This is a genomic window from Arthrobacter bambusae, assembly GCF_030812595.1.
GTDB classification, from domain to species: domain Bacteria; phylum Actinomycetota; class Actinomycetes; order Actinomycetales; family Micrococcaceae; genus Arthrobacter; species Arthrobacter bambusae_B.
Genome location: NZ_JAUSSZ010000011.1, coordinates 23232 through 47821 on the forward strand (window position 1 = coordinate 23232; position 24590 = coordinate 47821).

Genomic DNA, 24590 nt, shown 5'->3' on the forward strand with positions numbered 1-24590 from the left:
TAGCGTCACAGCCTGATTGCACTCTGTGCCCGCAGCTTTCACGGGACCGGGCGGAGACTAGACTTGACGTTATGCTCCGCGTTGTTGCAGTTGTGGCTGTCCTGCTTGTGTTCGTCTATGGGCTGGTGGATGTCATTCGCACCGACCGCCGCTCTACGCGGGGAATTTCCAAAACCGCGTGGATTGTGGTGATGATCCTGTTGCCGGTTCTCGGCGCGGTTCTCTGGTTCCTCATCGGCCGCCCCTACAACATCCGCCCCACCCCGCAGCCCGCGAGCCACCCCACCGCTCCTGACGACGACCCGGACTTTCTCCGCAACCTGGAGGTCCGCCGTCGTAACCAGGCCGAAGCCGAACGGCTAAGGAAGCTCAAGGCCGAGCTCGAAGCCAAGGAACGAAAGCTCAAGGGCGAGTCCAAGGCCGACGACAGCGGCGATCTCAACAACTGACGGCACCCGGCTGGACCGTTGGCACAACCAGGCGCTCCTTCCTGACCTCCTTTAAACAAAGAACGACGGCGACACGCCCGCAAGTGCGGAGTGTCGCCGTCGTCGTTAACTCAAACAGGGTCAGGACGGCGAGGCGCCCATCGGGCGGAAGCCTTACTGCGGGAGCCCCGAGTACGAGTGCAGGCCGTTGAAGAACACGTTGACCACTGTGAAGTTGAAGATCACGCACAGGTAGCCCGCAATCGACAACCAGGCCGCGCGGGTTCCCGTCCAGCCGCGGGTGGCGCGCGCGTGCAGGTAGCCGGCGTAAACCACCCAGATCACGAAGGTCCAGACTTCCTTGGTGTCCCAGCCCCAGAAGCGGCCCCACGCCTTCTCCGCCCAGATCGCGCCGAACATGAGTGTGAAGGTCCAGCCCACGAACCCCACGGTGTTGATGCGGTAGGACAGGTTTTCCAGGCTCAGCGCGTTCGGCACGAGGCGCATGAAGCCCAGCTTGTCGACCCCGCCGGCCGCCAAGGTCCTCTGCCGGTGCGATTGCAGCAGCTGCAGGGCCGACATGGCGAACGTCAACGTGAACAAGGACGCGGACATCACTGCGATGGAGACGTGGATGACCAGCCAGTAGCTCTGGAGTGCCGGAACCAGATGGCCTACCGGGGTCCAGTACGTCACGGACGCCGCAACCATCATGATCACGGCGAGGCCCAGAACGAAGGTGCCCAGGAAGCGCAGGTCGCGGCGGATGAGCGAAAGCAGGAAGACTGCCACTACCAGGAAAGCACCGGTGGTCAGGAACTCGTACATATTGCCCCACGGCACGCGGCCTGCGCCGAACGCACGGGTGATGACCCCGGCACCGTGGACCACCACGCCAATGATCGCCACTGCCACCGCCACCCGGGCCGGAACGCGGCGCTTGGCGGCGTACTTCATGTCACCGCCGGCGGTCTGGCTGACGGAGGTGATCGCCGACGTCGGGCGCTCGGCGCGGCCGGCAGGACCCCCGACGTCGTTTCCACCGGCACGGCCGGCGGCGACCGGAACCTTGACCTCGGCTGCCGCCGCAGACGCCGCTTTCAGGTCCACTGCCTTCAGCATTTTGCTGCTCTTGGCCAGGTCCCACGCGAAAGCGATGAACGCCACCGTGTAGGTGCCGGCCGCGAGCAGCATGAAAAGCTCGCTGTATTGGCCCATGGTTTCGTTGATGGGGAGCATTACTGGTCCTTCGAGGTAGAGGAAGAAACGGTGTCGGTCGGCTGTTCCTTGGTGAGCAGCCATTCTCGTTGCAGCAGTTCGCGGATCGCGGCAGCTTCGCCGGCCAGCCTGTGGTCCTCTCCGCGGGCAAGGAGACCATACTCCACCATTGTGCGCCCGTCGTCGTGGGTTCCGGTGCGGACCCAGACGCGTCGACGGTTCAGGTAGAGCGAGAGAATCAGTCCGGCGACTGCCAGCAGGGCGAACACGAGCGCGCTGGCCTGGCCCGGATTGTGGTGGATGTCGACGCCGACGTACTTCTTGACGCCGTCGAACGTGATGCTGCCCTTGCCGTTCGGAAGCGTGTACGTGCCTCCGGGGGCGATCGCGATCGCCTTGTTGGCCATGCCGCGGCCATTGAGCGGGGTCAGCTTGGCAACGTCGAGCTCGAAGACGTTCTGCGGGGCGCCCTTGTTCAGTCCGAGGTCACCATAGTACGAGTTGAGGTTCAACTGCGGGTTGATGAGTTCGGGATCGCCGCTGTAGGCGACGCCCTTGTCCGTCACCATTGCCGTGGGCAGGAAGAACCCGGCGAAGCCGAGCTGATCGGGCTTGGCATCGGGAACCTTGATGACCACTGAGGAGTAGTAGTTGTCCCCTTGCAGCTTGGCCACGACAGGTCCCTGCATGGCGACGTTGCCGGCGCCGTCCCGGACGGTGACCACGGGAGCATAGCCGTTGCCCGTCAGGTAAATGCTGGTATCGCCGAGCGACACCGGATCGTTGACCTTGAGGACCTGCTTCTTGGCAGGCGCGTCCGGGTTGTCTTTGGTGGTGACGTCAGCTGTGAAGTCGATCGGCTGGCCGAAGTGCGATGGCGATTCCCGGTCGAACTGGACGTCGAACTTGTTCAACTGGATCGAGTACGGCTGCAACCAGCTGCTCTGGAAGTTGGTGCCCGGGCTGAATTGGTCGTAGCCCACCAAGGTGTTCACGAAGGTATCGCCCTCCACCAGGATGCGCTGCCCGCTGTAGCCAAACAGGCCGCCGACCGCCACTGAAATCAACACACCGATCAGCGAAGCGTGGAACACCAGGTTGCCCACTTCCTTGAGGAAGCCGCGTTCGGCACCCAAGGAAGGCATGGCGCCGTCGACGTCGCGCACTTCCACACGGTAGCCGCGCTTCTTCAGCACCGCCGCGGCATCCGAGATAGCCTTCGACGCCGGGATCCCCGCGTCGGCGGGCAGCACCAGCGTGCCGTACTCCGGGAGGCGGGAGAGACGCTTCGGGGTCCGCGGCGGCTGGGAGCGCATTGCCTTGTAGTGGGCTATGGCCCGGGGCGTCACACAGCCGATCAGGGAGATGAACAGAAGAATGTAGATCGCCGAGAACCAGGCAGAGGAGTACACGTCGTAAAGCTGGACGGAGTCCAGGAGCTTGCCGTAGTCCGGGTGGTCGCTGATGTACTGGGTCACGATCGCAGGGTTCGCCGGGCGCTGCGGGAACAGCGAGCCGGGAACCGCGGCGACGGCCAGGAGCAACAGCAGGAACAGCGCTGTGCGCATGCTGGTCAGCTGGGTCCAGGCCCAGCGCAGCATGCCAATGATCCCCAGGACCGGCAGGGCCGCCTCGGCTTTAGCGGATTTATTGGACTTCTTTTTACCTTGCACGGGCTCGCTCATCAGATCGGCAACTTCACATCGGTTTGGAACCAGTACTGCAGCCCGGTCACCCAGGCGCCCCACACTCCCGTGGCCATCAGGAGTCCCAAGAGGATCAGGATGCCCCCGCCCAACCGCTGGATGGCCAGGCGGTGCTTACGGAAGAAGGACATCACGCCCATCCCCCGGCGGACCGCGAGGGCTATCAACAGGAAGGGGATCCCAAGGCCAAGGCTATAGACAAACGCCAGGAGGGCCCCCTTCGCCGCGGACGATCCCCCGGAAAGGCTCAGCAACTGGACTGCGGAATAGGTGGGGCCGATACAGGGCGCCCACCCGAGTCCGAACGTGATGCCCAACAAAGGCGCACCCCACAGCCCGGCGGGCGGTTTCGCATGGATTTTGGCGTCACGCTGCAGCCACCCGAACCCGCCCAGGAAGACGACGCCCATGATGATCACCAGTACGCCCAGCAATTGAGTGATCCAGGCGTTCTGCGGGCCGGTAATGAGGGTTCCCAATTGGCCGAAGGCACCACCCAGCAGGACAAAAATCACGGAGAATCCGAGGACGAACAGACCGATTCCCGCGAGCATGCGTCCGCGTCTTTGCTTCCGGAGGTCGACGCCGGTCAGCCCGGTCACGTAGCCAAGGTAGCCAGGTACCAAAGGCAGGACGCAAGGGGACAGGAATGACACGAGTCCGGCCAGCAAGGCCACGGGGATGGCCAGCAGCAAGGAACCGCTCAGGATGGTCTCGGCAAAAGGGCTGTTCACGCTGTCGGAGCCACCTACTCGGCAACCGCGGTGGTGATGAGTGCCTTGAGCGTGCTCTTGTCGATCTCACCCAGGACGCGGGCAGCCACCTTGCCCTCTTTGTCCAGGACCAGCGTGGTTGGCACCGCACCGGGAGGCACGATGCCGGAGACAGAGAGCAGCACGGCGCCGTCTTTATCGTCGAAGCTTGGGTAGGTGAGGTTGAACGTCTTGTCGAACGCATCGGCCGTGGCCTTCTCGTCCCGGAGGTTCACACCGTAGAACTGGACACCTTTGCTCTTGAACTCCTGGTGCAGTTCTTCAAGAATCGGCGCTTCGATCCGGCACGGCGCACACGCGGCAAACCAGAAGTTGAGGACGGTGACCTTGCCTAGCAGATCCTGCGGGGTCACGGCAGTTCCATCGAACAAAGTGCCTTTGATCCCGACGGCGGCCTTACGGTCCGCTTTGGCGAATTCGGTCACCGAGCCGTCCCCGGCCACGTAGTTCTTGTTATCGCCGGCTTTGGCCTGCTGGGCCAGGGCATCTTGCTGGGCACAGGCGGACAAGCCAAGGGTCAATGCCGAGATGGCTACTCCCCCTACAGCCAGGAAGCTGCGGCGCGAGGTCAAGGGCGCGTTGCCCCTCTGGCCGCTGGTGGTGTTCCGTTCCATGCTCATGCTCCGGGGGTCCTCGCCGCTCCCGGCAGCAGCACGGCAGCTGGTTCGCTGTATTCCACCCGCGCAACCTTGCCGTCGTCGAACACCAAGGACGTCAGCGACGTCAGCGTGCACTGGCGTTTGCGCGGATCGTGCCACAGGGGGCGGCCCTCCGCGCTGAGGCGCGTGGCGTAGATCGGAAGCTGGTGGCTGACGAGGATGGCTTCCGCGCCATCTCCGCCGATTTCAATTGCCTTCAGCCGTGCGTCCTCGACGGCGGCACGCATGCGGGCGACCTGGTCTTCGTAAGGCTCGCCCCAGGACGGGCGCAGCGGATTGCGGTACTCGAACCAATGCTTGGGCTTGATGAACTCGGCGACGTTGGCCCGGAGCCCTTCAAAATGGTTCTCGGCCTCGATGATCCGCGGGTCCGTATGGATCTGGAGGTCCAAGGCCTGGGACGTAGGGAGGGCGGTTTCCTGCGCGCGGGTCAAAGGCGAGGAGACGAGGTGGACGATGTTCGCCCCCTGGGAGGCGCGGGCCGCGAAGTGGTCCGCGAGCATCTTGGCCATCTCGCGGCCACGTTCGGAGAGGTGGAATTCGGGCAGCCTGCCGTACAGGATGCCGTCGGGATTGTAGACCTCGCCATGGCGGAGCAGATGGACAGTTGCTTGGGGCATGTTTACCAGTTTCTCAAAGAAGGCGGGCGATCCGAAATCTTCTACGTTTCGTAGAACTGAAAGTTTCCTCAGAATGTTCCCTGAAGGTGGAATAAAAGATGCATTTGCATGTTTATACTTGACACAAGGTTCGGTTGACACTTCAACTAAGTTAGGCCGAACGCCCGATGAAGCTACGATCACACCTTCCCAAGGAGAACCCCATGAACCTTCCCGCTAACGTCACCACCGGCGTCTGGACCCTCGACAACTCCCACAGCGAGATCGGCTTTACCGTCCGCCACGCAGGCATCAGCAAGGTCCGCGGCCAGTTCACCGAGGCCGAGGCCACTCTGGAACTCGGCGACAGCCTGGCCGACTCCAAGGTCAACGCCACCATCAAGACCCCCAGCTTCGACTCGGGCGATGTCAACCGCGACGGCCACGTCAAGGGCGAGGACTTCTTCGATGTGGAGAAGTTCCCGGAAATCACCTTCGTTTCCCGCCACGTGCAGGCCAACGGCGACGGCTACGACCTCGTCGGCGATCTGACCATCAAGGGCGTCACCAAAGAGGTAACGATCGAAACCGAGTTCAACGGAGTGGCCGTTGATCCCTTCGGCAACACCCGCGCAGGCGTCTCCGGCGAAACCACCATCAGCCGCAAGGACTTCGGCCTGACCTGGAACGCAGTGCTCGAAGCAGGCGGCGTGCTCGTCAGCGACAAGGTTGCCATCAACCTCGAACTGGCCTTCATCGCACCTGCCGCCTAGTTCACAACCGGACTCCCGGACTGAACGGCGCCTCCTGGGCTGCACGCGATCGCGTGCGCTGCCCAGGAGGCGCCTTTTCGTTGCTTGCGGTGTCACCCGCCTATTGTTCAGCTGGAAGCCGATACTTACCGGCGAATTAGCCAACAATTTCCTATGAATCCTTAAACCTCAGGTCTAAAGTGATGCCATGAGTAACCCAAACGAAGCTCCTCAGCCTCAGCAGCCCGGAGCCCAGCCTCCGCAGCCCGGCAACGTCCCTCCTGCGGGTTACCAGCCTCCGCAGGGATACCCTTCCTACCAAGCACCTCCCGCCTACCAACAGCCCGCCGCCGGATATCAGCAGGGCCTGCCCGCATACGGGGAGGCCACTCTCGGCGCAAACAACGCACCGCCCGCTGGACTTGGCTACGCCGCCCCGGCGCGGAACACCTTTGGCCTTAACTTCAACAACATTGCCCAGCGCTTCCGGGATACCACAGGGGTGCCGCAACAGCTGACCATTTCGTACTGGCTCTGGGTTGCAGCAGCCGCCCTTGGCATCGTGCTCGGCATCGTCAACGTAGCCGTCATCGGGAGCCAGCTTGGCGCGATCTTCGTCGGCGCAGCAATCACGGGCCTGATCATTGGCATCATCTTTTCCGCGTTCTACATTTTTTGCGCCATCCGCCTCAAGGAAGGCGCACGCTGGGCCAGGATTGTCCTGACCGTGCTGGGCGCTTTGGCCTTGATCGGTCTCTTCGCCCAGTTGGCTACAGGGAACCTCAGCTTCATCGGATCGGCAGTAGCCGTCGCGGCGACGGTCCTGATGTGGCTTCCGGAGTCCAGGAAGCACTTCGTTTAGCAACAAACACGGCACCACGGCTGAAGGCCGCGGCAGGTCCCGGGAGGACCCCGCGGCCTTCGCTTTGCCCGGTTCCCTTTCCGCGAGATCCGCTGAACCTTGTTTAGCCAGAATTCTTCCCGTGAATCCGCACCAGCACTGTGCCGTCAGGGTACGGTGGAATTAAGCCGAGCTGGGGGCAGGGGCATGTTGCACCCGGCAGCCGTATCTGCAGTCGACACGCAAAGGAATGCCATGAGCACCCCTCCGTCCCCGCCGTCCACTCCGGGCGAAAATCCGACCCCTGAGCAGCCGAAATACGGGCAGCAGACCCCGCAGCAGGATCAGCAGGCGGGTCAGCAGCCGCAGTACGGCCAGCAGGCTCCGCAGTACGGGCAGCCCTCCGCTCCCCAGTACGGACAGCAGGCTCCCCAGTACGGGCAGCAGGCCCCGCAGTACGGCCAGCCCTCCGCTCCCCAGTACGGACAGCAGGCTCCCCAGTACGGCCAGCAGGCGCCGCAGTACGGCCAGCCCTCCGCTCCCCAGTACGGACAGCAAGCTCCGCAGTACGGACAGCAGGCCCAGCAGTATGGCCAGCCCTCCGCTCCCCAGTACGGCCAGGGCGGCCCGACCACCTGGCCGAGCCAGCAGCCCGCCGCAACGTCCAGAGTCCCGCAGTTGGTCAACATCTCCTTCTGGCTCATGCTTGCAGCCGGTTTTCTGACCTTGCTCGGCATTCCCTTCACTATTGCTACGCTGAACTCCCCCGCGGGCAAGAACATGCTCGAACAGGCGTTGACGGCGCAAGGAAGCAACGCGTCCGGCATAGACGTCAACAGCTTCATCAGCATTTTGATCACCGCCTTGGTTATTTTCTCGGTGATCTTTGCCGGACTCTACGCTCTGGTTGCGTTCAAGGTCCGCCAGGGCAAAAACTGGGCCCGGATCCTGGGCACGGTATTTGCCGCCATTTCCCTGCTGGGCCTGACCCAGATCGGCATGGGCACCATCACAATCCTCCTTGGCATCGCCGCGATCGTGCTGCTTTACCTGCCGGCCTCGGCGCCGTATTTCCGGAGGACCCAACCGTTCGCCAATCCTTACGGCCAGACGCCGTATGGCCGTTGAGCCTAAGGCCGTACGGCCGCTAGGACTGTAGCGGGGAAGAAAGCAACAACGGGCGCACACCCGGTTGGGCCTAAATGGCCTGGCCCGGGGTCTGCGCCCGTTGTGCGTGATACGCCAGGATCTGAAGCTCAGTGGCCATGTCCACCTTGCGCAGATTTACATACGGCGGAACCTGAAGGAGTACCGGAGCAAAGCTGAGGATACTGCGAATACCCGCGCTGATCACGCGGTCGCAGACGTCCTGTGCTACCGCGGCGGGAAGGGCCAGGACAACCATGTTGGTGCCGGTCCGCTTAAGGACCGTTTCAAGATTCGCGGCGTCGCTGACCCTTAGCCAGCCGACTTCGTTCCCGATGACCATTGGATCGGCGTCGAGGATCGCCACGACGTCGAAACCGCGCGACTCGAAGCCACCGTACCGTGCCAAGGCTTTGCCAAGGTTTCCGGCGCCCACAATGGCCACTTTCCAGTCGTGGGTCAGACCGAGGGCCGCCGCGATGTGCCGGCTCAGATACTGGACTTCGTATCCCACGCCACGCGTTCCATACGAGCCGACGTACGAGAGGTCCTTGCGCAAGGTGGACGAACTGACTCCCGACGCCTCGGCCAGCGCCTCCGAGGACACGCGTTCCACGCCTTCGCCCAGGAGGGAGTTGAGAGCGCGCAGGTAAAGCGTCATCCGGGCCACCGCAGCGGGTGGTATCTGCTTCGCGGCAAATTCCTTGTCCCCGGGTATGGCATCGGCGGACGGTTCCAGCGCAGTCACGTTCTTCTCCATTGCGTCGCTTTGTTTTCCCACTCTATTGCCAACAAAGCGCTGCACGCATGTTCAGGCAGCGATCGCCTTCTTCAGGACGCGTGCCAATCGTGCCTCGTCGATTTTCCAGAAATCCCGCTGTATTCCATCCACGAATACCACCGGGATCTCTTCGGCGTAGCGCTCGCGCAGTACCGCGTCCGTGTCAATCGATTGTTCCGTCCACGTGAGCCCAAGGCCGGAGGTCACGCGTTCGACGGCGTCACGCGCCGCGGCGCAAAGGTGGCAGTCAGCTTTGGTGAGGAGTACGACGTCGGGATTTGGCATGGTTCCACGGTATCGCTTAAGCGCCCATACAGCGGGAAAGCAGCTGCCGGGCCGACGCGGAAGCAGTCGAAGAACCGTCGGGCGGTAACGCGCTCGCACTTCCGCGAACGGCAGGGGACCGGCGATTGGCTAGACTCAAGGCATGCCCGTCGAGAAGAACGCCATTGTGGCCACCGCGCCGGCGGCAACGCAGCAACGCAGCGAAGCCGCATTCTTCGACGTCGACAACACCCTCATGAAGGGTGCGAGCCTCTTCCACGTCGCCCGGAAGATGTATGAACGCAAGGCTTTCACCCTCTCCCAGGCCGCGGGCTTTGCCTGGAAGCAGTTCAAGTTCGTACTGCGGGGCGAAACAATGGAGGACGTGCACTCCGTCCGGGATTCCGCCCTGATCCTGGCAGCCGGTATCAAAGTGTCCGATATCAAGGAGCTGGGCGAAGAGGTCTACGACGAGATGATCGAGTCGCGGATCTGGCCCGGTACCAAGGCTTTGGCAGAACAGCACCTGCGTGTCGGCCGGATGGTCTGGCTCGTGACCGCCACTCCCATCGAAGTTGCCACCGTCATTTCCACGCGCCTCGGCCTGACCGGCGCCCTGGGTACCGTGGGAGAGGTTGAAGATGGTGCCTACACTGGCCGGCTTGTGGGCGAAATCCTCCATGGGTCAGCCAAAGCCGTGGCAGTGCAGCGCGTAGCGGACGAACAAGGCCTGGACCTCAAACGCTGCTGGGCCTACAGCGATTCACATAACGATATCCCCCTGCTCACTTTGGTGGGCCATCCGGTGTGCATCAACCCCGACGCCAGGCTGCGCCGCCATGCGCGGGAGAACAATTGGCCCGTTTACGACTTCCGTTCCGGCCGTCGGGCAGCCACTCTCGGCCTCAAGGCCGCGACTGTCGGAGGCGCCATCTACGGTTTGTGGCGGGGTTTCGCCAAGTTCCGCAGCCCGAGGGGCTAACCCAGCAACGCTCGCTCACATATAACCCAAAAATCGACAACCATCCTGCACTCCAGGTGAAGGACGGCTCCGCCATCGGGCCGTATACGTGAGCGCGCGTCTCGAAAAAGACATCCATACGTGAGCGCGCGTCTCGGAAAAGACATCCATACGTGAGCGAGCGTCTCCGGGAGTGGACGCAAAAATGCCCGCCGCCTCGGGAGGCAACGGGCATTCACGCTGTAGGAAGTATCTCTACTTCTTATTGCGACGCTGGTGGCGGGTCTTGCGAAGCAGTTTGCGGTGCTTCTTCTTGGCCATACGCTTGCGGCGCTTCTTAATAACTGAACCCACGTAAGTTCCTTACCAAACTAGATTGAGATTCTGTCTGCTGGGTGAGGTCCTTGAGCTGAGCAACAGACTTTACAACTGACAGATTTTTACAATGACGTAAAACGTTCCTTAACAGGGTACCGCCTATCGGAGGCACCCAATGACCGCCGGTCCGTGCGGGGACACGCAAAGCTCAAGCGGTCTCCGAGTGTCCGTCGACGACCGCGCCCTTGAGGTACTGGCTCACAGCTTCTTCGGGGACACGGAATGATCGTCCAAATCGGACGGCCGGCAATTCTCCCGAGTGAACTAGGCGGTACACGGTCATTTTGGAAACCCGGAGGACTTCGGCAACTTCAGCCACGGTCATGAAACGCGCATTCGAGAAGTTAGTCTCTGCGGACATTTCTCCATATTCCTTTGCTCTCAGCGGTTAGCGGCGAACCCCAGCATTCATTACCTGGTGTGCCGATGCTGAGCCATCAAACAACCATGTGCTAGATACTCTAGAGGCTGCTGGTACCAAAGTGAAAGTGTTTCGGCCAAGTGGGGACCAGGTTTCGCTCAGTCGGAAGCAGCCGTCCGACGCTTCCGGGCCGAGGCCGCCAGCTGGTCCAGGACGGACACCGTGACGTCCCATTCCATGCAGGCGTCGGTGACGCTCTGTCCGTACACCAACTCTTGTCCGCCAGCCGGCTGCCGCTCCACATCCAGGCTCTGCGCCCCGCCAACAAGGAAGCTCTCGAGCATGACGCCGGCGATCGGCGAAGCAACGTTGTCTTCCAGCTGCGCACCGATCTCCAAGGCGACTTCGGCCTGGCGATGGTGGCTCTTGCCACTGTTGGCGTGGCTCGCGTCCACGATCAGCCGGGGATTCAATCCCTTGGCCGAGAGCTTCTCCGAGGCGGCGGCGACGTCGCCGGCGGAGTAGTTCGGCCCTTTGCGGCCACCGCGCAGGATCACATGCGTGTCCGGGTTGCCCGAAGTCGCCACGAGGGCGGCGCGGCCATCGCCGTCGATCCCCAGGAACGCCTGCGGGGCGGCAGAGGCGCCGCAAGCGTCGATCGCCACCTGGAGGTCGCCGTCGGTCCCGTTCTTGAAGCCGATCGGCATCGACAGCCCGGAGGCGAGTTGGCGGTGGATCTGGCTCTCGGTGGTTCGCGCACCAATGGCGCCCCACGCCACCAAGTCGGCCATGTATTGCGGGCTGATGGGTTCCAGGAACTCGGTGGCCGTCGGCAGACCCAGGGCCGTGACCTGCTGGAGGAAGCCACGCGCCGCACGGAGTCCGGCCGCGATGTCGTGGCTGCCGTCGAGGTGTGGATCGTTGATGAGGCCCTTCCAGCCCACCGTGGTGCGCGGCTTCTCGAAGTATGCCCGCATGACGACCAGAAGGTCTTCCTTGTGCTTCTCGGCCTGGCTCACCAGCCTGCGTGCGTATTCCAGGCCGGCTTTCGGATCGTGGATGGAGCACGGGCCCACGATCACCAGGAGTCGATCGTCCACGCCGTCCATGATGGCGCGGACTGCGTCGCGTCCACGTTCGACGACGGCGGACGCCCGCGCATCAAGGGGCAGTTCCGTGCTGATTTCCTGCGGTGTGGGGAGCGGTTCGAAGCGGCTGACGCGCAGGTTCGACGTCGGCTGGGCAGCGGCATCCTGGACGGTGGAATCTAGTGACGCGTCACGAGTGGTGGGCTCTGCGGCGATGCTGGTCATGAAAGGGGTCCTGTTCCGGAAGAGGTGCGGACCCTGCGCAGAGCCCGCCTGGAAATGGCGAAGGGCAGAGAATAATCTCTGCCCTGTTGGCTCTGAAGGAAAGTTGGATGCGTGTCAGTTAGACGCGGGCCCCTCCAGAGCCAACGAAAAATACGCATACCAACGGTTAGTCATAGTCAGACCATAGCGCCCGGCTCCAGACGCCTGCAAATCGAAATGCGACGACATCAAGGGAAACCGTTTCCCCGCGCAATATAAACTTCATCTCAGAACCAGCGTCCCAGCCGCGCGAGAGCCGGGCTGCAGCCGTTCCAGGAAGGAAACCATGCCAGGCAGAAGGAACACCCGGCGGGTGGGCATCGCAGATGTCGCATCCATGGCCGGCGTTTCGCATGCCACGGTTTCCCGCGTCATGAACGGAAACACCACCGTGGACGCGAACATTGCCGCTCGCGTGCGCGCAGCCGCCTCCGAGCTGAAATACAAACCCAATCCGGTGGGCCGGAGTTTGGCCCTAGGCAAAACGGACACCATCGGAATCGTGGTGCCGGACCTGTCCAACCCCACCTTCCAGGCCATTCTCCGCGGGCTGAGTATTGCCGCTGCCCGCGACGGGTACCGCGTTTTGATCGCCGATTCGTCCGAGGTCCGGAGCGAAGAGGCAATCCTCGCCGGGGAAGCCCGGCGCCGTTGCGACGGCGTGGTTCTTTGCGCCCCGCGCATGAGCGACGAGGAGCTTGAAGAGCTCGCCCCCACGCTCCATCCGCTCGTCCTCATCAACCGGACTACCGAGTCGGTGCCGACTCCCAGCCTTGTGGTGGATTACGGCCAAGGCATCCAGGAACTGGCCGCCCATCTGGTGCAGCTGGGCCATCGCAAACTGGCTTACTTGACGGGCCCGGACCGCAGCGCGTCCAACGTGCAGCGCCTGCGCGGACTCGAGAAGTTCAAAGCCGAATACCCGGACATCGAATTGCAGTACCTTCCTGGCGGAAATACCTACGACGCCGGATTCGAGTCGAGCGATGCCGTGGCCTCATGCGGTGCCACCGGAATCCTCGTCTTCAATGATGTCGCGGCGATGGGCCTCTTGAGCGGACTGAGCGAGCGCGGGATCCGCGTGCCCGAAGACTTGTCGCTCACCGGTTTCGATGACATGCCGTTCGCCCGCTACACCATGCCTCCCCTCACCACCGCCGCCGTGCCGATCTCGGACCTCGGGGACCTTGCGTGGCGCCACATGCGGGAGCAGATCCAGACCAACGACGCCGTCTCCCCCACCAACTACTTCCCGCCGCGGATCGAGCTCAGGGGCAGCACCGGGCCCGTCAAGGCCTAGGTTCGGCAAGGCTTAGGTTCGGCAGGGCTCCGCCCCAGCCCGGCCTGCTCCAATCCCGCCTCCCGGTAGTAGCCCTCGATGTGCGCGGCCACCAGCGTCGCTGCCCGGCCGCCGTCGCCGTCGTTCACTGCCGCCAGAATGGCGCGGTGCTCGGACCGCAGGCGATGGGCCGTGCTGTCCCAATCCGGCAGGTTTGCCGTGAGCGCGGCCGCGTATCCCTCAATTGCCTCACGGAGCGAGCCCATGATGGTGCTCACCACGGCGTTGCCCGCGGCTTCCGCGAGCGCCAGGTGGAAGGCGACGTCCAGTGCGAGGAAGTCGTCGACGGCGGTACTCGCATCCATTTCGTCCACCAGCCTCGCAGCTTCCGCAAGCTCGGGGGCATCGGCCTTGGCACGGGACACCGCCCATGACTCAAGCAGGACCCGCGTCTCCACGATGTCGGCGACGGGCAAATGCTGCGTGGCCACGTGGAGGCGGAGCGCTGAGCCGAGGGCCGTGGCTGGTTCCGCGATGACCACCGTCCCGGCATCCTTGCCGGAGCCGACACCTGCCCGCACGACGCCCATGGCTTCCAGGATCCGGATGGCTTCGCGGACAGAGGTCCTTGAAACCTCCAGCTGCTCGGCCAGGGCCCGCTCAGCAGGAAGCCGTCCGCCGATCTTCAAGTGCCCGTCGGACAGCTGTTTTTCGATCCAACGGAGGACGAGCTCGTGCGTTCGCATGGATAAATAGTAGTTGATGTGGTTAGACCACATGACATAGAGTGTGGTCTAACCACACGACACCTTGGAGACAGCACTATGACGCAGACCGTCCAGCCGAGCAACTCCCCTTCTTCCGGGATGTCCGCGAACGTCCCCGCCGCCGTCGGGCGCCCCGCGGCACTCAAGCGCCGGGTTCCCAAATATGCCGACCTGGCGCCGCTCATGAAGTTCAAGAAGCCGGAGTTCCGCAACGCCGCGAAGCTGCGCCGCGCATCCACCATCTGGGAATTGCGTGACATGGCCAAGCGACGCACTCCCCAAGCACCGTTCGACTACACGGACGGTGCGGCGGAGGCGGAGATCACCCTTCGCCGGGCCCGCCAGGCGTTCCAGGACATCGAGTTCCGGCCGGGAATCCTGCGCGACGTTTCCAGCATCGACCTCAGGACCGAGATCCTCGGCAAGGAATCCCGGCTTCCGTTCGGGATCGCGCCCACTGGATTCACTCGCATGATGCAGTCCGAGGGTGAGTACGCGGGCTCGCAGGCGGCCGAAGCGGCTGGCATTCCTTACACCCTCTCCACGATGGGCACAGCTTCCATCGAGGACGTGGCCGCAGCGGCTCCGAACGGCCGCAATTGGTTCCAGCTGTACCTCTGGACGGATCGGGACCGCTCCTTGGAACTGATCGAGCGCGCCGCCAAGGCCGGGAACGACACCCTCATGGTCACGGTGGACACCGCCGTCGCCGGCGCCCGGTTGCGGGATGTGCGCAACGGCATGACCATACCGCCGGCGCTAACGGTGAAGACCGTCCTGGATGCTTCCTACCGGCCCTCTTGGTGGTTCAACTTCCTCACGCACGAGCCACTGACTTTCGCTTCGCTCTCCCGCTACACGGGAACCGTGGCCGAGCTCATCAACTCCATGTTCGACCCCACCCTCACTTTCGACGACCTCGCCTGGCTGCGCGAAACATGGAAGGGCAAGCTGGTGGTCAAGGGCATCCAGACGGTGGAAGACGCCCGCAAGGTGGTGGACCACGGCGCTGACGGCGTCGTAATCTCCAACCATGGCGGACGCCAATTGGACCGGGCACCGATACCGCTGCACCTGGTTCCGGAGGTCGCCACCGCGCTGAAGGCGGAGAACAGCGATGCGGCCATCATCCTGGACACCGGCATCATGAGCGGTGCCGACATCGTGGCGGCCTTGGCGCTCGGCGCAGACTTCACGTTGATCGGCCGCGCCTATCTCTACGGGCTCATGGCCGGCGGCCGCGCGGGAGTGGACCGCACCATCCACATCCTGGAGAAGGACATGGCCCGCACCATGGCCCTGCTCGGAGTCACCAGGATCTCGGAACTCAACCCTGACCACGTGCGCCTGCTACGGGCGTAGGCTCCCGCTGAGCCAGCTGTTACTTCTTGCGCCCGAACTTCGGCAGGTTGGGCAGGTTCGGCAGGTTCGCCAAGAGGTCCGCAGCCTTGGTGGCGGCACGGCCAACCGTGCGGCCGATCTGCTGCGGCCGGGTGTCGTCAATCCCCGCGACGGAAGCAGCAGCTCCGGAGGCGGGAACGGTTTCAGGCGAGCGCTCGACGTCGGTGCTCGCCGGAGACGTGCCGAGCGGCTCTCCGTCGGGCTGGGTGAGCTGCTCCTTCGCGGCGCCTGCGCCCTGGCCTGCCGCACGGGGGCGTGGGCCACGGGCAGGCGTGGCGGCTTCGGCCGCGTCCTTGGCGGTGCCGACGTCGAACGTCTCCAGCCAGCTGGCGACCCCGGCCAGCGGCTTCGGATTCAAGGCGTAATAGCGTTTCTGCCCCTGTGCGCGCATGCTGACGAGATCCGCCTCGCGGAGGACCTTCAAATGCTTTGAGATGGTGGGCTGGCTCGCTGCGAGCTCCTCCACCAGTTCCCCCACAGCCTTATCCCCAGAGCGGAGGGAAACCAGAATGTCACGCCGGGTTGCCTCAGCAATGACGGCAAATACGTCGTCAGTCACCATGCCTCCCACCCTAGCGACATATACGCCAAAAGGCATCAACTATTTCCCATATGCGCGTGGCGCTGGTTCCGGCACTGCGCCCGTTAGCCGCACACCCGCTAATCGAACCAGGGATCCAGTCCATAGAGCGGGAAGATTTCCTTGCGCGTGGCGATGATAGTGCGGTCCACGGCATCGGCGGGGTCATACCCGACTTCCCAAGAACGCCACCACGTGTCGACGCCGTCGCCCATGAGCTCGGGCACCGACTCCCCGTATTTTTCCCTGACATAGCTTCGGAAAGCCTCCGGGACCGGAGCCGTGAGCTGGACGGGACGTTGGGCCACGATGCCGATCAGATGGCTCCACGTGCGCGGCACCACTCCCGTGATGTCGTAGCCTCCTCCCCCGGTCGCGATCCAACGGTTTTCGCAGAACCTGGCGGCAAGGCCCGCGACGGCGGCGGCCGCCTCCCGTTGGCCGTCCACGCTCAGGTTGAGGTGGGTGAGGGGATCGAGTTTGTGGGAGTCACAGCCATGCTGGCTCACGATCACTTCCGGTTCAAAAGCCTGCACGAGTTGCGGTACCACGGCGTGGAAGGCGCGCAACCACCCGGCGTCCCCCGTCCACGCGGGCAGCGCCACATTGACGGCCGCGCCAAGGGCGTCCTGGCCGCCGATCTCATTGGCGAATCCCGTTCCGGGGAACAACGAGAGGCCGCTTTCATGGAGGGAAATCGTCAGGACCCTCGGGTCGTTCCAGAAGATGCTCTGGGTGCCGTCGCCGTGATGGGCATCAACGTCGATGTAAGCGACCCGCCTGACGCCGCCGTCGAGCAGCCTCTGCACGGCGAGTGCGGCGTCGTTGTAAATACAGAAGCCGCTGGCACGCTCACGGGAAGCGTGATGCATGCCGCCGCCGAAGTTGACGGCCCGGACCGCGGTCTCGGAGAGGATCGCCTCGGCTGCGAGCAACGAACCCCCGGCAAGCCGAGCGCTCGCTTCGTGCATCCCCGCAAAAGCGGGATCATCTTCGGTGCCGAGCCCGCGTTCCGGGTCGGGCGTCGTCGGGTCTTCGCTGGCACGCCGCACGGCTGCGACATATTCGGCACTGTGCACTGCCAGAAGTTCGACGTCGGACGCAAGCTCGGGCGCTTGCACTGACACATGCTCCAAGTTGAAGAGTCCGAGCGCTGCGGCGAGCCTGGCCGTCAGTTCAAGTCGCTCGGGAGCCATCGGATGGGATGGACCGAAATTGTATGCGGTCATGGCGGGATCCCACGCCACCGTCGTTGGCAGCGCAGACGGACGGAGGCCTGCCCAGGAAGTCATCAATGACAGGCTACCCGAGCGGCGGGAACGCAGCTGCCCCGTTACTCCGGGCGATTAGTGGTTTACTACTCAAGAAAGCAGAATCAATCGACCAGAAGCGAACAGCACTGCCATGACTCAGAGCCAGTCGGGGTCCCGAGACCCGGCCAGCTGGCAATCCGTCCAGCCGGAGCGGGGAGGCCTGTGGATTTTCACGGGCCTCCGCGACTTCATCGACAACATTGCCAACACCTCGCCGGCGCGATTGGCGCTGAGCGCTTACGGCTTCGCGATTCTCTTGTTCACCGGTCTGCTGTCCCTGCCGGCGGCCTCGGCCGACGGTGCGGTCACTCCCCTCTACCAGGCATTGTTCACTGCTGTCTCGAGTGTTTGCGTGACCGGCCTGACCGTCGTGTCGACGGCGACCCACTGGACCTTTTTCGGCCAGCTCGTCATTCTCCTCGGCATTTTCGTGGGCGGCTTGGGAGCCCTGACGCTCGCTTCCCTCCTGGCGCTCATGGTCAGCAAACGGTTGGGCGTGAGGGGCAAGCTCATCGCCCAGGAGGCCCTGAACAACGCAGGACGCTTCGGCGAAGTGGGTAGCTTGCTGCGGATCGTCATCTCGACGTCCGTGACCATCGAGGCCGTACTCGCCATTGCCATGGTTCCCCGGTTCCTTACACTCGGAGAGGACTTCTGGCAGGCCGTCTGGCACGGGGTCTTCTACTCGGTTTCTTCCTTCAACAATGCCGGTTTCACGCCCCATTCCGACGGTATTGTGCCGTACGAAGCGGACCTGTGGATTCTGGTGCCGCTCATGCTTGGCGTGTTCCTCGGCAGCCTGGGCTTCCCTGTGATGCTGGTGCTCCGCAAGCACGGCCTCAATTGGAAGAAGTGGAGCCTCCACACCAAGCTGACCATCCAGGTTTCGCTGATCCTCCTCATTGCCGGAGCGTTCCTCTGGGGCCTGATGGAGTGGAACAACACCAACACCATTGCCAACATGAGCGTCGGGGACAAGGTCACGCATTCCATTTTCGCCTCGGTCATGACGCGCTCCGGAGGCTTCAACCTCGTTGACCAGAGCCACGTGGATTCCACCACCAGGCTGCTGTCCGACGCGCTCATGTTCGCCGGCGGTGGTTCGGCGTCGACGGCGGGCGGCATCAAGGTGACCACCATCGCCGTCATGTTCCTCGCCATCATCGCGGAAGCGCGGGGCGATGCCGACGTCAAGGTCTACGGCCGCACCATCCCCGAGGGCACCATGCGCGTGGCCATCTCCGTGATCGTTGCTGGTGCCACGTTGGTGTGCGTGGCCGCCTTCCTGCTGCTGTCCATCAGCGGCGCCAGCCTGGACCGGGTACTCTTCGAAACCATTTCGGCCTTCGCCACCGTGGGCCTCAGCACGAACCTCAGTGCCGAGCTGCCGCCGTCGGGGGTCTACATCCTTGCCGCCCTCATGTTCGCCGGCCGCATCGGTACCATTACCCTTGCCTCCGCCCTGGCCCTCCGCCAGCGCAGGCAGCTATTCCATTACCCGGAAGAGAGGCCGATCATTGGCTAGTTCATCAGGCGCCCCCAACCGTCCGGCGCACAACGCACCCGTGCTGGTCATCGGCCTCGGCCGCTTCGGCGCTGCCACCGCCGAACAACTCGTCAAGCAGGGACGCGAAGTCCTCGCCATCGAACGGGACCGTACGCTCGTGCAGAATTGGGCCTCCGTACTGACGCACGTCGTGGAGGCCGACGCCACAAACATCGACGCCCTCCGCCAGCTCGGAGCGCAGGAATTCAGCTCCGCCGTGGTGGGGGTGGGGACGTCGATCGAGTCCTCGGTGCTCATCACGGTGAACCTGGTGGACCTCGGCATCGAACACCTCTGGGTGAAGGCCATCACCGCCTCCCACGGCAAGATCCTCACCCGCATCGGCGCCAACCACGTCATCTACCCCGAGGCCGACGCCGGGGTCCGCGCAGCACACCTGGTCTCCGGGCGCATGCTGGACTTCATCGAGTTCGACGACGATTTCGCCATCGTGAAAATGTACCCGCCCAAGGAAACCGTGGGCTTCACGCTGGATGAGTCGAAGGTCCGCTCCAAGTACGGCGTGACCATTGTCGGCGTGAAGTCACCGGGCGAGGACTTCACCTATGCCCGTCCGGACACGAAGGTTTCCGGGCGCGACATGCTGATTGTGTCCGGGCACGTCGACCTGCTGGAGCGCTTCGCGGCACGTCCGTAGGCAGCGTCCGACGCTACCCCAGTTGCCGGGTGATTTCCGCGGCCCGTGCCGCAGCGGCACGGGCTCCGTCCGCGATGATCGCGGGTATCCCGCCGTCGTTGAACGCCGCGATGGCGCGCTCCGTGGTTCCGTTAGGGCTGGTCACCGCGGTGCGAAGCGCGGTGGGGTCCGCTCCCGGCTCGGCGAGCATGAAACCCGCGCCTGCCACGGTCTCGCGGGAAATCATGAGCGAAAGATCGGGATCCAGGCCAAGCTCGACGCCGGCGGCAGCCATGGCCTCGGCAAGATAGAACACATAGGCGGGGCCCGAGCCGCTGACAGCCGAGAGGGCGTCAACCTGCTCCTCGGGGATTTCCACCACCGTGCCGGCGGCGGCGAGGAGGTCTTTGGCTTGTTGGAGCTGCCCGGGGGTGCAATTGGTTCCGGGCGAAACAGAAACCACCCCGCGGCCGAGCTTGGCGGGCGTGTTCGGCATGGTGCGGATGACCGGCTGACCCGCGGGAAGGGCTGCTTCCAGCTGGGCGATGGATACGGCAGCCGCAACACTGATCACGATCGTGTTCTTGGACAGCGCGGGCGAGATTTCCCGGGCAAGATCGGCGATGCCCACGGGCTTCACGCCCAGGATGACTACCGAAGCGCCCTTGGTGGCCAGCTTGTTGTTATCGGGTTCCTCGGCTCCGGCGATGGTCATGACGTGGTGGCGCCCAGCCAGTTCGGCGGCGCGTTCTGCGCGACGTACAGTGGCGACGATGTCCGACGGATCCGTTCCGGAAGCCAGCAGGCCACCCAGGATGGCCTCGTTCATGGACCCACAGCCAAGGAATGCGATTCGGTTGCTCATGGCTCCATGATGCCAGTTCAGCTACGGCGCTGCCGAACCAGTTGCAGGACTCAGCAGAGGAGCCAGGATTCCCAGCTGGCTCACAAGCTTATTGCAGGCTGCACCCAACATCGCTCCGTAACTTTGTAGTTACCTCATTGAGGGTGCGAGTGATGAGGCGGGCATGGGGATGTCCGCCACAAGCACCGGTGGTCGAGCGGGTTTCCCCCCATTTTCCCGTGGCGACCGCCGGTGCTTTCTCATTTAAGCGGAAACCCTAGATCTCGAAGGCTCCCACAAGAGGCGCCCCCAAGTGCTGGCGCGCGAAGCGCAGCGTTTCGGCGAGCCATTCCTCGCGTTCACCGGCAAACTTGGCCTTGCGCGTGGAGATCTCCGCAACCACTGCGCCTTCGAATCCACTGGATGCGAGATACTGGAGGGCCTCTGCGCACCGTTGGGTGCCGTAGCCGGGGATCAGGTGTTCGTCCTTGCCAGAGCCTGAACCGTCCGTCAGGTGGACGTGGCGCAGCTTGCTCCCAAGGACCTGGATCGCCTCAAGGCTGTTTGCACCCGCTGTGGCGGCGTGCGAGAAATCCCAGGTGACGTCGTCGTAGTCCTGTCCCAGCGGATCCCAGTGCGGAAGGTAAGCGAGGGCCTCGCGGCCGCGCACACGCCACGGATACATGTTCTCCACCGCGATGTGCACTTGGTACATCGCCGCGATCTCGCGCACACCGGCGGCGAAGTTCTCCGCATAGTTCGACTGCCAGCGGAACGGCGGATGGACCACCACGGTGTTGCAGCCGACTTCGCGCGCCATCTGGCAGGACATCTCGATCTTGTTCCACGCCGGACCCCAAACCTGCTGCGTCAGCAGCAATGTGGGGGCATGGATGGAGACGATCTGCTGGTCATAGCGATGGCTTAGCTGGATGAGGGCATCCGGGTTCTGGCTGGTGGCATTGTTGGTCACCATCACCTCCACCCCGTCGTATCCGAGGTCTTGGGCCACGGCAAACGCGTCATGAACGCTGAGCGGGTACACCGAAGCGCTGGATAGCGCCACCGGGATCCTTGGCGTGTCTTCTTCGGAGTGCTCGACGTCGGTACTCATGTTAGTTGGCCTGCCTCCCGGCGACGGGGATTGGTATCGGTGCTGCCGCGGACGCGGCCTTTCCGGTGTTGGCGCCCCGGCGTGGCACCGGTGCCGCGCCCCCGAGTCCGACATGCGGGGCCGGGGCCAGCGGGCCATCGAAGATCAGCTGGTCGAGCCTGCGCAGGATCAATCCCTCGCGCAGCGCCCAAGGGCAGATCTCCATGCTGGGAAACTCGAACATTTCCAGTGCGGCCTCGGCAACGAGGGCACCAGCAAGGATCTGCGCCGCCCGTGCATCCGAGACACCCGGGAGGTACAGGCGGTCCTCAACGGTCATCGCCGAGATCCGCTGCGCCCAGAGTCCCAGGTCCGTGGCATGGAGTTCGCGCTTGACGTAAGGGCCGGCGCCGCTGGGGGCCGCACCTGCGATGCGGGCAAGCGATCGGAAGGTCTTGGAGGTGCCGGCGACAAGGTTGGCCCTGCCCAATTGCTTGAACTCACGCACCACGGGCTTGAGGGTGTGGCGGATGTACTTGCGCAGCTCTTTGACGCTCTTGGCCGTGGGCGGATCGTTGTGGAGCCAGTCCCGGGTCAGGCGGCTGGCGCCAAGCGGCACTGACACCGCCAGCTCGGGCAATTCGTCCTGGCCGAACGCCATTTCGAAGGAGCCTCCGCCGATGTCCAAGTCCAGGATGGGGCCAGCCCCCCAGCCGTACCAGCGTCGAACCGCGAAGAACGTCATGGAGGCTTCTTCGCTGCCGGTGAGTTCCTGCAGGGTCACCGTGGTCTCATGCTTTACCCGGGCCAGGACCTCGATGCCGTTGGTGGCTTCGCGGATGGCCGAGGTACAAAAAGCCAGGAGGTCTTCGGCCTTGTGGCGGGCTGCGAACTCCCAGGCTTCGAGCACGAACTCAATCAACTCGTGCTGCCCGGCGTCGTTGATGTTCCCGTCGGCGTCCAGGAACTGAACCAGCGAAAGTGGCCGCTTGTGGGAAGCAAATGCGACCGGGCGTGCACCCGGATGCGCGTCCACCAAAAGCAAATGGACGGTGTTGGAACCGATGTCTAGGACGCCAAGACGCATTCTGCCATTATTCCCCGATTCGAAGCGTGTGAAGCAAGTTCCACTGCCGATTCATGCCGCCGGTTAGTCAATTAGTGCCGGGGTCCGCCTAGTCGCGGGGTCCGTCGGTATCCGCTTCTTCGGCTGCGGCTTGGGTGGGGGCTTCGGCGGGGGCTTCGGGAGCCGCGGCTTCGGCGGCTTCGTCAACGCGAGTGAAGTCGCGGCGGACGTTGGCGATGCCTTCCGGGCCCATCTCGAAGCCGTGCTCACTGCCCGGGTTGATCACGAGGCCCAGCTCGTTACCGATGCTGTCCAGAATCGCGGCGCCGTGAGTGCCGAGGACGTTGGGTGCGGCCTCGAGGAAGTGCGATTCCACCCGGCTGGGGTGGCTGAATACGGCCAGGACAGGCTGTCCCTCGGAGTTGGCGAGGACCAGTGGCTCCACGGAGGCGTCAGGCTTATCCAAGGAGTCGGTGCTCAGGATGTAGACCTCGTTGTTCAGGAACGCCAGGATGACGTCCACCGGGTTCGCGTCGGGTTGCCCGGCCTTCGCGAGCTTCGCCTCAAGGTCGTTCAAAGGCTGGGATTCCGGGGCTGCAGGCTGATCTGTCATGGTTCCACTCGATCACGGTTCCCATGCTGAAGCAATTCGCCCACGGTCGCCCGTCGAGATCGTGGGTGTGGGCCCGGGGCTGCGTTCCGGAACGTAGCCCCTGGCCCATACCCACGATCTCAGCTCCGGAGGAGCCTGAGTAGGCGTATTTTCAGGTCGCGTTCGTCGAAGAGGTCTTTCCAACCGATGCGGAGAATCCGCCAGCCCTGCTCTGTCAGCAGCTTCTCCCTTTGCCGTTCTTCGAAGATCACTTCCGCAGTTGGCCTGTAGTCGAAGTACTTTGCCTTGCCGTCGAACTCCAAGGCCGCCCGAAGATGCGGCCACGCAAAGTCGAACCGGTAAGCGCCGCGAGGTGTTTGGACCCGCAACTGGAGCACGGGATCCGGGAATCCGAGCTTGGCGATCGCGTCCCGGGTCAAGCTCTCCCCTGGGGATTCGGACAGTGGGTCCGCGAAGGCCAGGGCTTTTCGGAAAGCGGCGACTCCCCTCGCACCGACCAGATTGGCGCAGGCTGATTCCAACCACTCACGATTGCATCCGCGCCTCAAACCGTGGTCCAGGAGAATCAGGGCCTGCCGATAATTCAATATTCGCGCGCAATCCAGAACGGTGCGGTCGAGTGTTGTCACTGGAAGTCCGTCAATCTCGATCCGCTGCCCGGGCAGGAGGAGGCCTGAATGGGCCCTGACGTCGGAAGCGTGGGAGCCGCGAGCCGCGCGGTACGGAATGATGACGTGGATCAACTGATCAGCCCTCCACAAATACAAGCGGTGCAGACGGGCGGCGGAAGTGTGGCTGAACGTCAGACCGTCCGCGGTAACACGGAGGGTCCGATGGCAATACGCCGCCAACCGGGCGCGCTCCCGGCCAGCACCCGAGAGTCCCTTCCAGACAGCGCCGCGGACCATGACACCCGTGCGGACCTTCACCAGTGAGCCGGAACTGAGGTATTCATTGATCCGGCGCTTGCTGAGTCCGAAGGAAAGTAGCTCCTCTGTCCGCCACATGTTCCCGGGCGGAAGCCAAACCCCCGCTAGAGGGTCAACCGGGACAAGCGGGCCAACATTTCCGTAGCTGTTCACTGCACCAGCATCTGCGAGCAGCGGAGTCCGCGGAACCAGCCAATCGAGCTATGTGGAAACCCATTACGTGGGTGTGGGCCGGGCGCTACGTATCTGAAACGCAGCCCCCGGCCCACACCCACGAATTCGGCAACTCGAGTCGCCGGGCGC

The 24590-nt window shown here is 63.6% G+C and carries 27 protein-coding genes; 9 read left to right on the forward strand and 18 right to left on the reverse strand.

Annotated elements, in window-relative coordinates; all coding sequences use genetic code 11:
- The first annotated feature begins 71 nt into the window (after positions 1-71).
- Positions 72-449, forward strand: a complete 378-nt coding sequence (locus J2S96_RS14900) for a PLD nuclease N-terminal domain-containing protein (RefSeq protein WP_306865087.1) — start codon at positions 72-74, stop codon at positions 447-449.
- A 153-nt stretch (positions 450-602) separates the two neighbouring features.
- On the opposite strand, the gene ccsB is transcribed toward J2S96_RS14900, so the two are convergent.
- From ccsB to J2S96_RS14925, 5 genes are read right to left on the reverse strand one after another with little or no spacing between them, the layout of a single operon-like run.
- Positions 603-1667: a c-type cytochrome biogenesis protein CcsB gene (gene ccsB / locus J2S96_RS14905; RefSeq protein WP_306865090.1), complete on the reverse strand. Its 1065-nt coding sequence runs from the start codon at positions 1665-1667 to the stop codon at positions 603-605.
- Positions 1667-3331: a cytochrome c biogenesis protein ResB gene (resB, locus tag J2S96_RS14910; protein ID WP_306865092.1), complete on the reverse strand. Its 1665-nt coding sequence runs from the start codon at positions 3329-3331 to the stop codon at positions 1667-1669. The genes ccsB and resB overlap by 1 nt, the downstream gene beginning before the upstream one ends.
- On the reverse strand, positions 3331-4086 hold the full coding sequence (locus tag J2S96_RS14915; RefSeq protein WP_306865094.1) for a cytochrome c biogenesis CcdA family protein: 756 nt from the start codon (positions 4084-4086) through the stop codon (positions 3331-3333). Before J2S96_RS14915 ends, resB begins: the two co-directional genes overlap by 1 nt.
- 14 nt (positions 4087-4100) lie before the next feature.
- Entirely contained in the window at positions 4101-4745 is a 645-nt protein-coding gene (locus J2S96_RS14920; RefSeq protein ID WP_306865096.1) for a TlpA family protein disulfide reductase, read from the reverse strand.
- A complete protein-coding gene (locus J2S96_RS14925; protein ID WP_306865098.1) occupies positions 4742-5404 on the reverse strand; it encodes a histidine phosphatase family protein in 663 nt (220 codons plus the stop codon). Before J2S96_RS14925 ends, J2S96_RS14920 begins: the two co-directional genes overlap by 4 nt.
- Before the next feature lie 203 nt (positions 5405-5607).
- Between J2S96_RS14925 and J2S96_RS14930 the strand changes: the two genes are divergently transcribed.
- From J2S96_RS14930 to J2S96_RS14940, 3 genes are all read left to right on the forward strand, one after another.
- Complete coding sequence (locus J2S96_RS14930) at positions 5608-6156, forward strand: YceI family protein (protein ID WP_306865100.1); 549 nt, start codon at positions 5608-5610, stop codon at positions 6154-6156.
- Positions 6157-6343: 187 nt separating this feature from the next.
- Complete coding sequence (locus J2S96_RS14935) at positions 6344-6997, forward strand: hypothetical protein (RefSeq protein ID WP_306865102.1); 654 nt, start codon at positions 6344-6346, stop codon at positions 6995-6997.
- Positions 6998-7231: 234 nt separating this feature from the next.
- Positions 7232-8104, forward strand: a complete 873-nt coding sequence (locus J2S96_RS14940; protein ID WP_306865105.1) for a hypothetical protein — start codon at positions 7232-7234, stop codon at positions 8102-8104.
- A gap of 70 nt (positions 8105-8174) precedes the next feature.
- On the opposite strand, the gene J2S96_RS14945 is transcribed toward J2S96_RS14940, so the two are convergent.
- Positions 8175-8882 (reverse strand): redox-sensing transcriptional repressor Rex, encoded by a 708-nt coding sequence (locus tag J2S96_RS14945; protein WP_306865108.1) that lies wholly within the window; start codon positions 8880-8882, stop codon positions 8175-8177.
- A gap of 51 nt (positions 8883-8933) precedes the next feature.
- Complete coding sequence (locus J2S96_RS14950; RefSeq protein ID WP_306865111.1) at positions 8934-9188, reverse strand: glutaredoxin family protein; 255 nt, start codon at positions 9186-9188, stop codon at positions 8934-8936.
- Positions 9189-9330: 142 nt separating this feature from the next.
- On the opposite strand from J2S96_RS14950, the gene J2S96_RS14955 reads away from it, so the two are divergent.
- Positions 9331-10149, forward strand: a complete 819-nt coding sequence (locus J2S96_RS14955; protein ID WP_306865114.1) for an HAD family hydrolase — start codon at positions 9331-9333, stop codon at positions 10147-10149.
- A gap of 234 nt (positions 10150-10383) precedes the next feature.
- On the opposite strand, the gene J2S96_RS14960 is transcribed toward J2S96_RS14955, so the two are convergent.
- The 3 genes from J2S96_RS14960 to J2S96_RS14970 all read right to left on the reverse strand — a co-directional run bounded on the left by J2S96_RS14960 (position 10384) and on the right by J2S96_RS14970 (position 12180).
- Positions 10384-10482, reverse strand: a complete 99-nt coding sequence (locus J2S96_RS14960) for a 30S ribosomal protein bS22 (protein WP_003792170.1) — start codon at positions 10480-10482, stop codon at positions 10384-10386.
- Positions 10483-10654: 172 nt separating this feature from the next.
- Positions 10655-10867 carry a helix-turn-helix domain-containing protein gene (locus J2S96_RS14965; protein ID WP_078107672.1) on the reverse strand — a complete coding sequence of 71 codons (213 nt, stop codon included), beginning with the start codon at positions 10865-10867 and terminating at the stop codon, positions 10655-10657.
- Between the two features lie 158 nt (positions 10868-11025).
- Positions 11026-12180, reverse strand: coding sequence for a 3-deoxy-7-phosphoheptulonate synthase (locus tag J2S96_RS14970; RefSeq protein ID WP_306865120.1), 1155 nt, complete (start codon positions 12178-12180; stop codon positions 11026-11028).
- 325 nt (positions 12181-12505) lie between these two features.
- On the opposite strand from J2S96_RS14970, the gene J2S96_RS14975 reads away from it, so the two are divergent.
- Entirely contained in the window at positions 12506-13519 is a 1014-nt protein-coding gene (locus tag J2S96_RS14975; RefSeq protein WP_306865122.1) for a LacI family DNA-binding transcriptional regulator, read from the forward strand.
- Here J2S96_RS14975 and J2S96_RS14980 read toward each other — a convergent pair.
- Positions 13516-14244, reverse strand: coding sequence for a FadR/GntR family transcriptional regulator (locus J2S96_RS14980; protein WP_306865125.1), 729 nt, complete (start codon positions 14242-14244; stop codon positions 13516-13518). The two genes, J2S96_RS14975 and J2S96_RS14980, sit on opposite strands and share 4 nt — an antisense overlap.
- A 120-nt stretch (positions 14245-14364) precedes the next feature.
- Here J2S96_RS14980 and J2S96_RS14985 point away from each other — a divergent pair, with 120 nt between their 5' ends.
- Positions 14365-15627 (forward strand): alpha-hydroxy acid oxidase, encoded by a 1263-nt coding sequence (locus J2S96_RS14985; RefSeq protein ID WP_306865332.1) that lies wholly within the window; start codon positions 14365-14367, stop codon positions 15625-15627.
- 19 nt (positions 15628-15646) lie between these two features.
- On the opposite strand, the gene J2S96_RS14990 is transcribed toward J2S96_RS14985, so the two are convergent.
- The gene (locus tag J2S96_RS14990) at positions 15647-16228 is read right to left on the reverse strand and encodes an ArsR/SmtB family transcription factor (protein WP_306865127.1); all 582 of its coding nucleotides are present in this window, start codon (positions 16226-16228) and stop codon (positions 15647-15649) included.
- A 98-nt stretch (positions 16229-16326) separates the two neighbouring features.
- Complete coding sequence (locus J2S96_RS14995) at positions 16327-17538, reverse strand: acetoin utilization protein AcuC (protein WP_306865131.1); 1212 nt, start codon at positions 17536-17538, stop codon at positions 16327-16329.
- A 112-nt stretch (positions 17539-17650) separates the two neighbouring features.
- Between J2S96_RS14995 and J2S96_RS15000 the strand changes: the two genes are divergently transcribed.
- Together J2S96_RS15000 and J2S96_RS15005 are read left to right on the forward strand one after the other, a co-directional pair.
- The gene (locus J2S96_RS15000) at positions 17651-19084 is read left to right on the forward strand and encodes a TrkH family potassium uptake protein (protein WP_306865134.1); all 1434 of its coding nucleotides are present in this window, start codon (positions 17651-17653) and stop codon (positions 19082-19084) included.
- A 40-nt stretch (positions 19085-19124) separates the two neighbouring features.
- A complete protein-coding gene (locus J2S96_RS15005; protein WP_171983496.1) occupies positions 19125-19763 on the forward strand; it encodes a potassium channel family protein in 639 nt (212 codons plus the stop codon).
- Positions 19764-19776: 13 nt separating this feature from the next.
- Here the strand turns inward: J2S96_RS15005 and proC are convergent, their stop codons facing one another.
- The 5 genes from proC to J2S96_RS15030 form a co-directional block, all read right to left on the reverse strand.
- Entirely contained in the window at positions 19777-20607 is an 831-nt protein-coding gene (gene proC, locus J2S96_RS15010) for a pyrroline-5-carboxylate reductase (RefSeq protein WP_306865139.1), read from the reverse strand.
- Between the two features lie 256 nt (positions 20608-20863).
- Positions 20864-21700, reverse strand: a complete 837-nt coding sequence (locus tag J2S96_RS15015) for a sugar phosphate isomerase/epimerase family protein (RefSeq protein WP_306865142.1) — start codon at positions 21698-21700, stop codon at positions 20864-20866.
- A 1-nt stretch (position 21701) separates the two neighbouring features.
- Complete coding sequence (locus J2S96_RS15020; RefSeq protein WP_306865146.1) at positions 21702-22766, reverse strand: Ppx/GppA phosphatase family protein; 1065 nt, start codon at positions 22764-22766, stop codon at positions 21702-21704.
- 88 nt (positions 22767-22854) lie between these two features.
- A complete protein-coding gene (locus tag J2S96_RS15025) occupies positions 22855-23358 on the reverse strand; it encodes an SseB family protein (protein WP_306865148.1) in 504 nt (167 codons plus the stop codon).
- Between the two features lie 119 nt (positions 23359-23477).
- The gene (locus J2S96_RS15030) at positions 23478-24365 is read right to left on the reverse strand and encodes a hypothetical protein (protein ID WP_306865150.1); all 888 of its coding nucleotides are present in this window, start codon (positions 24363-24365) and stop codon (positions 23478-23480) included.
- Positions 24366-24590 lie beyond the last annotated feature (225 nt).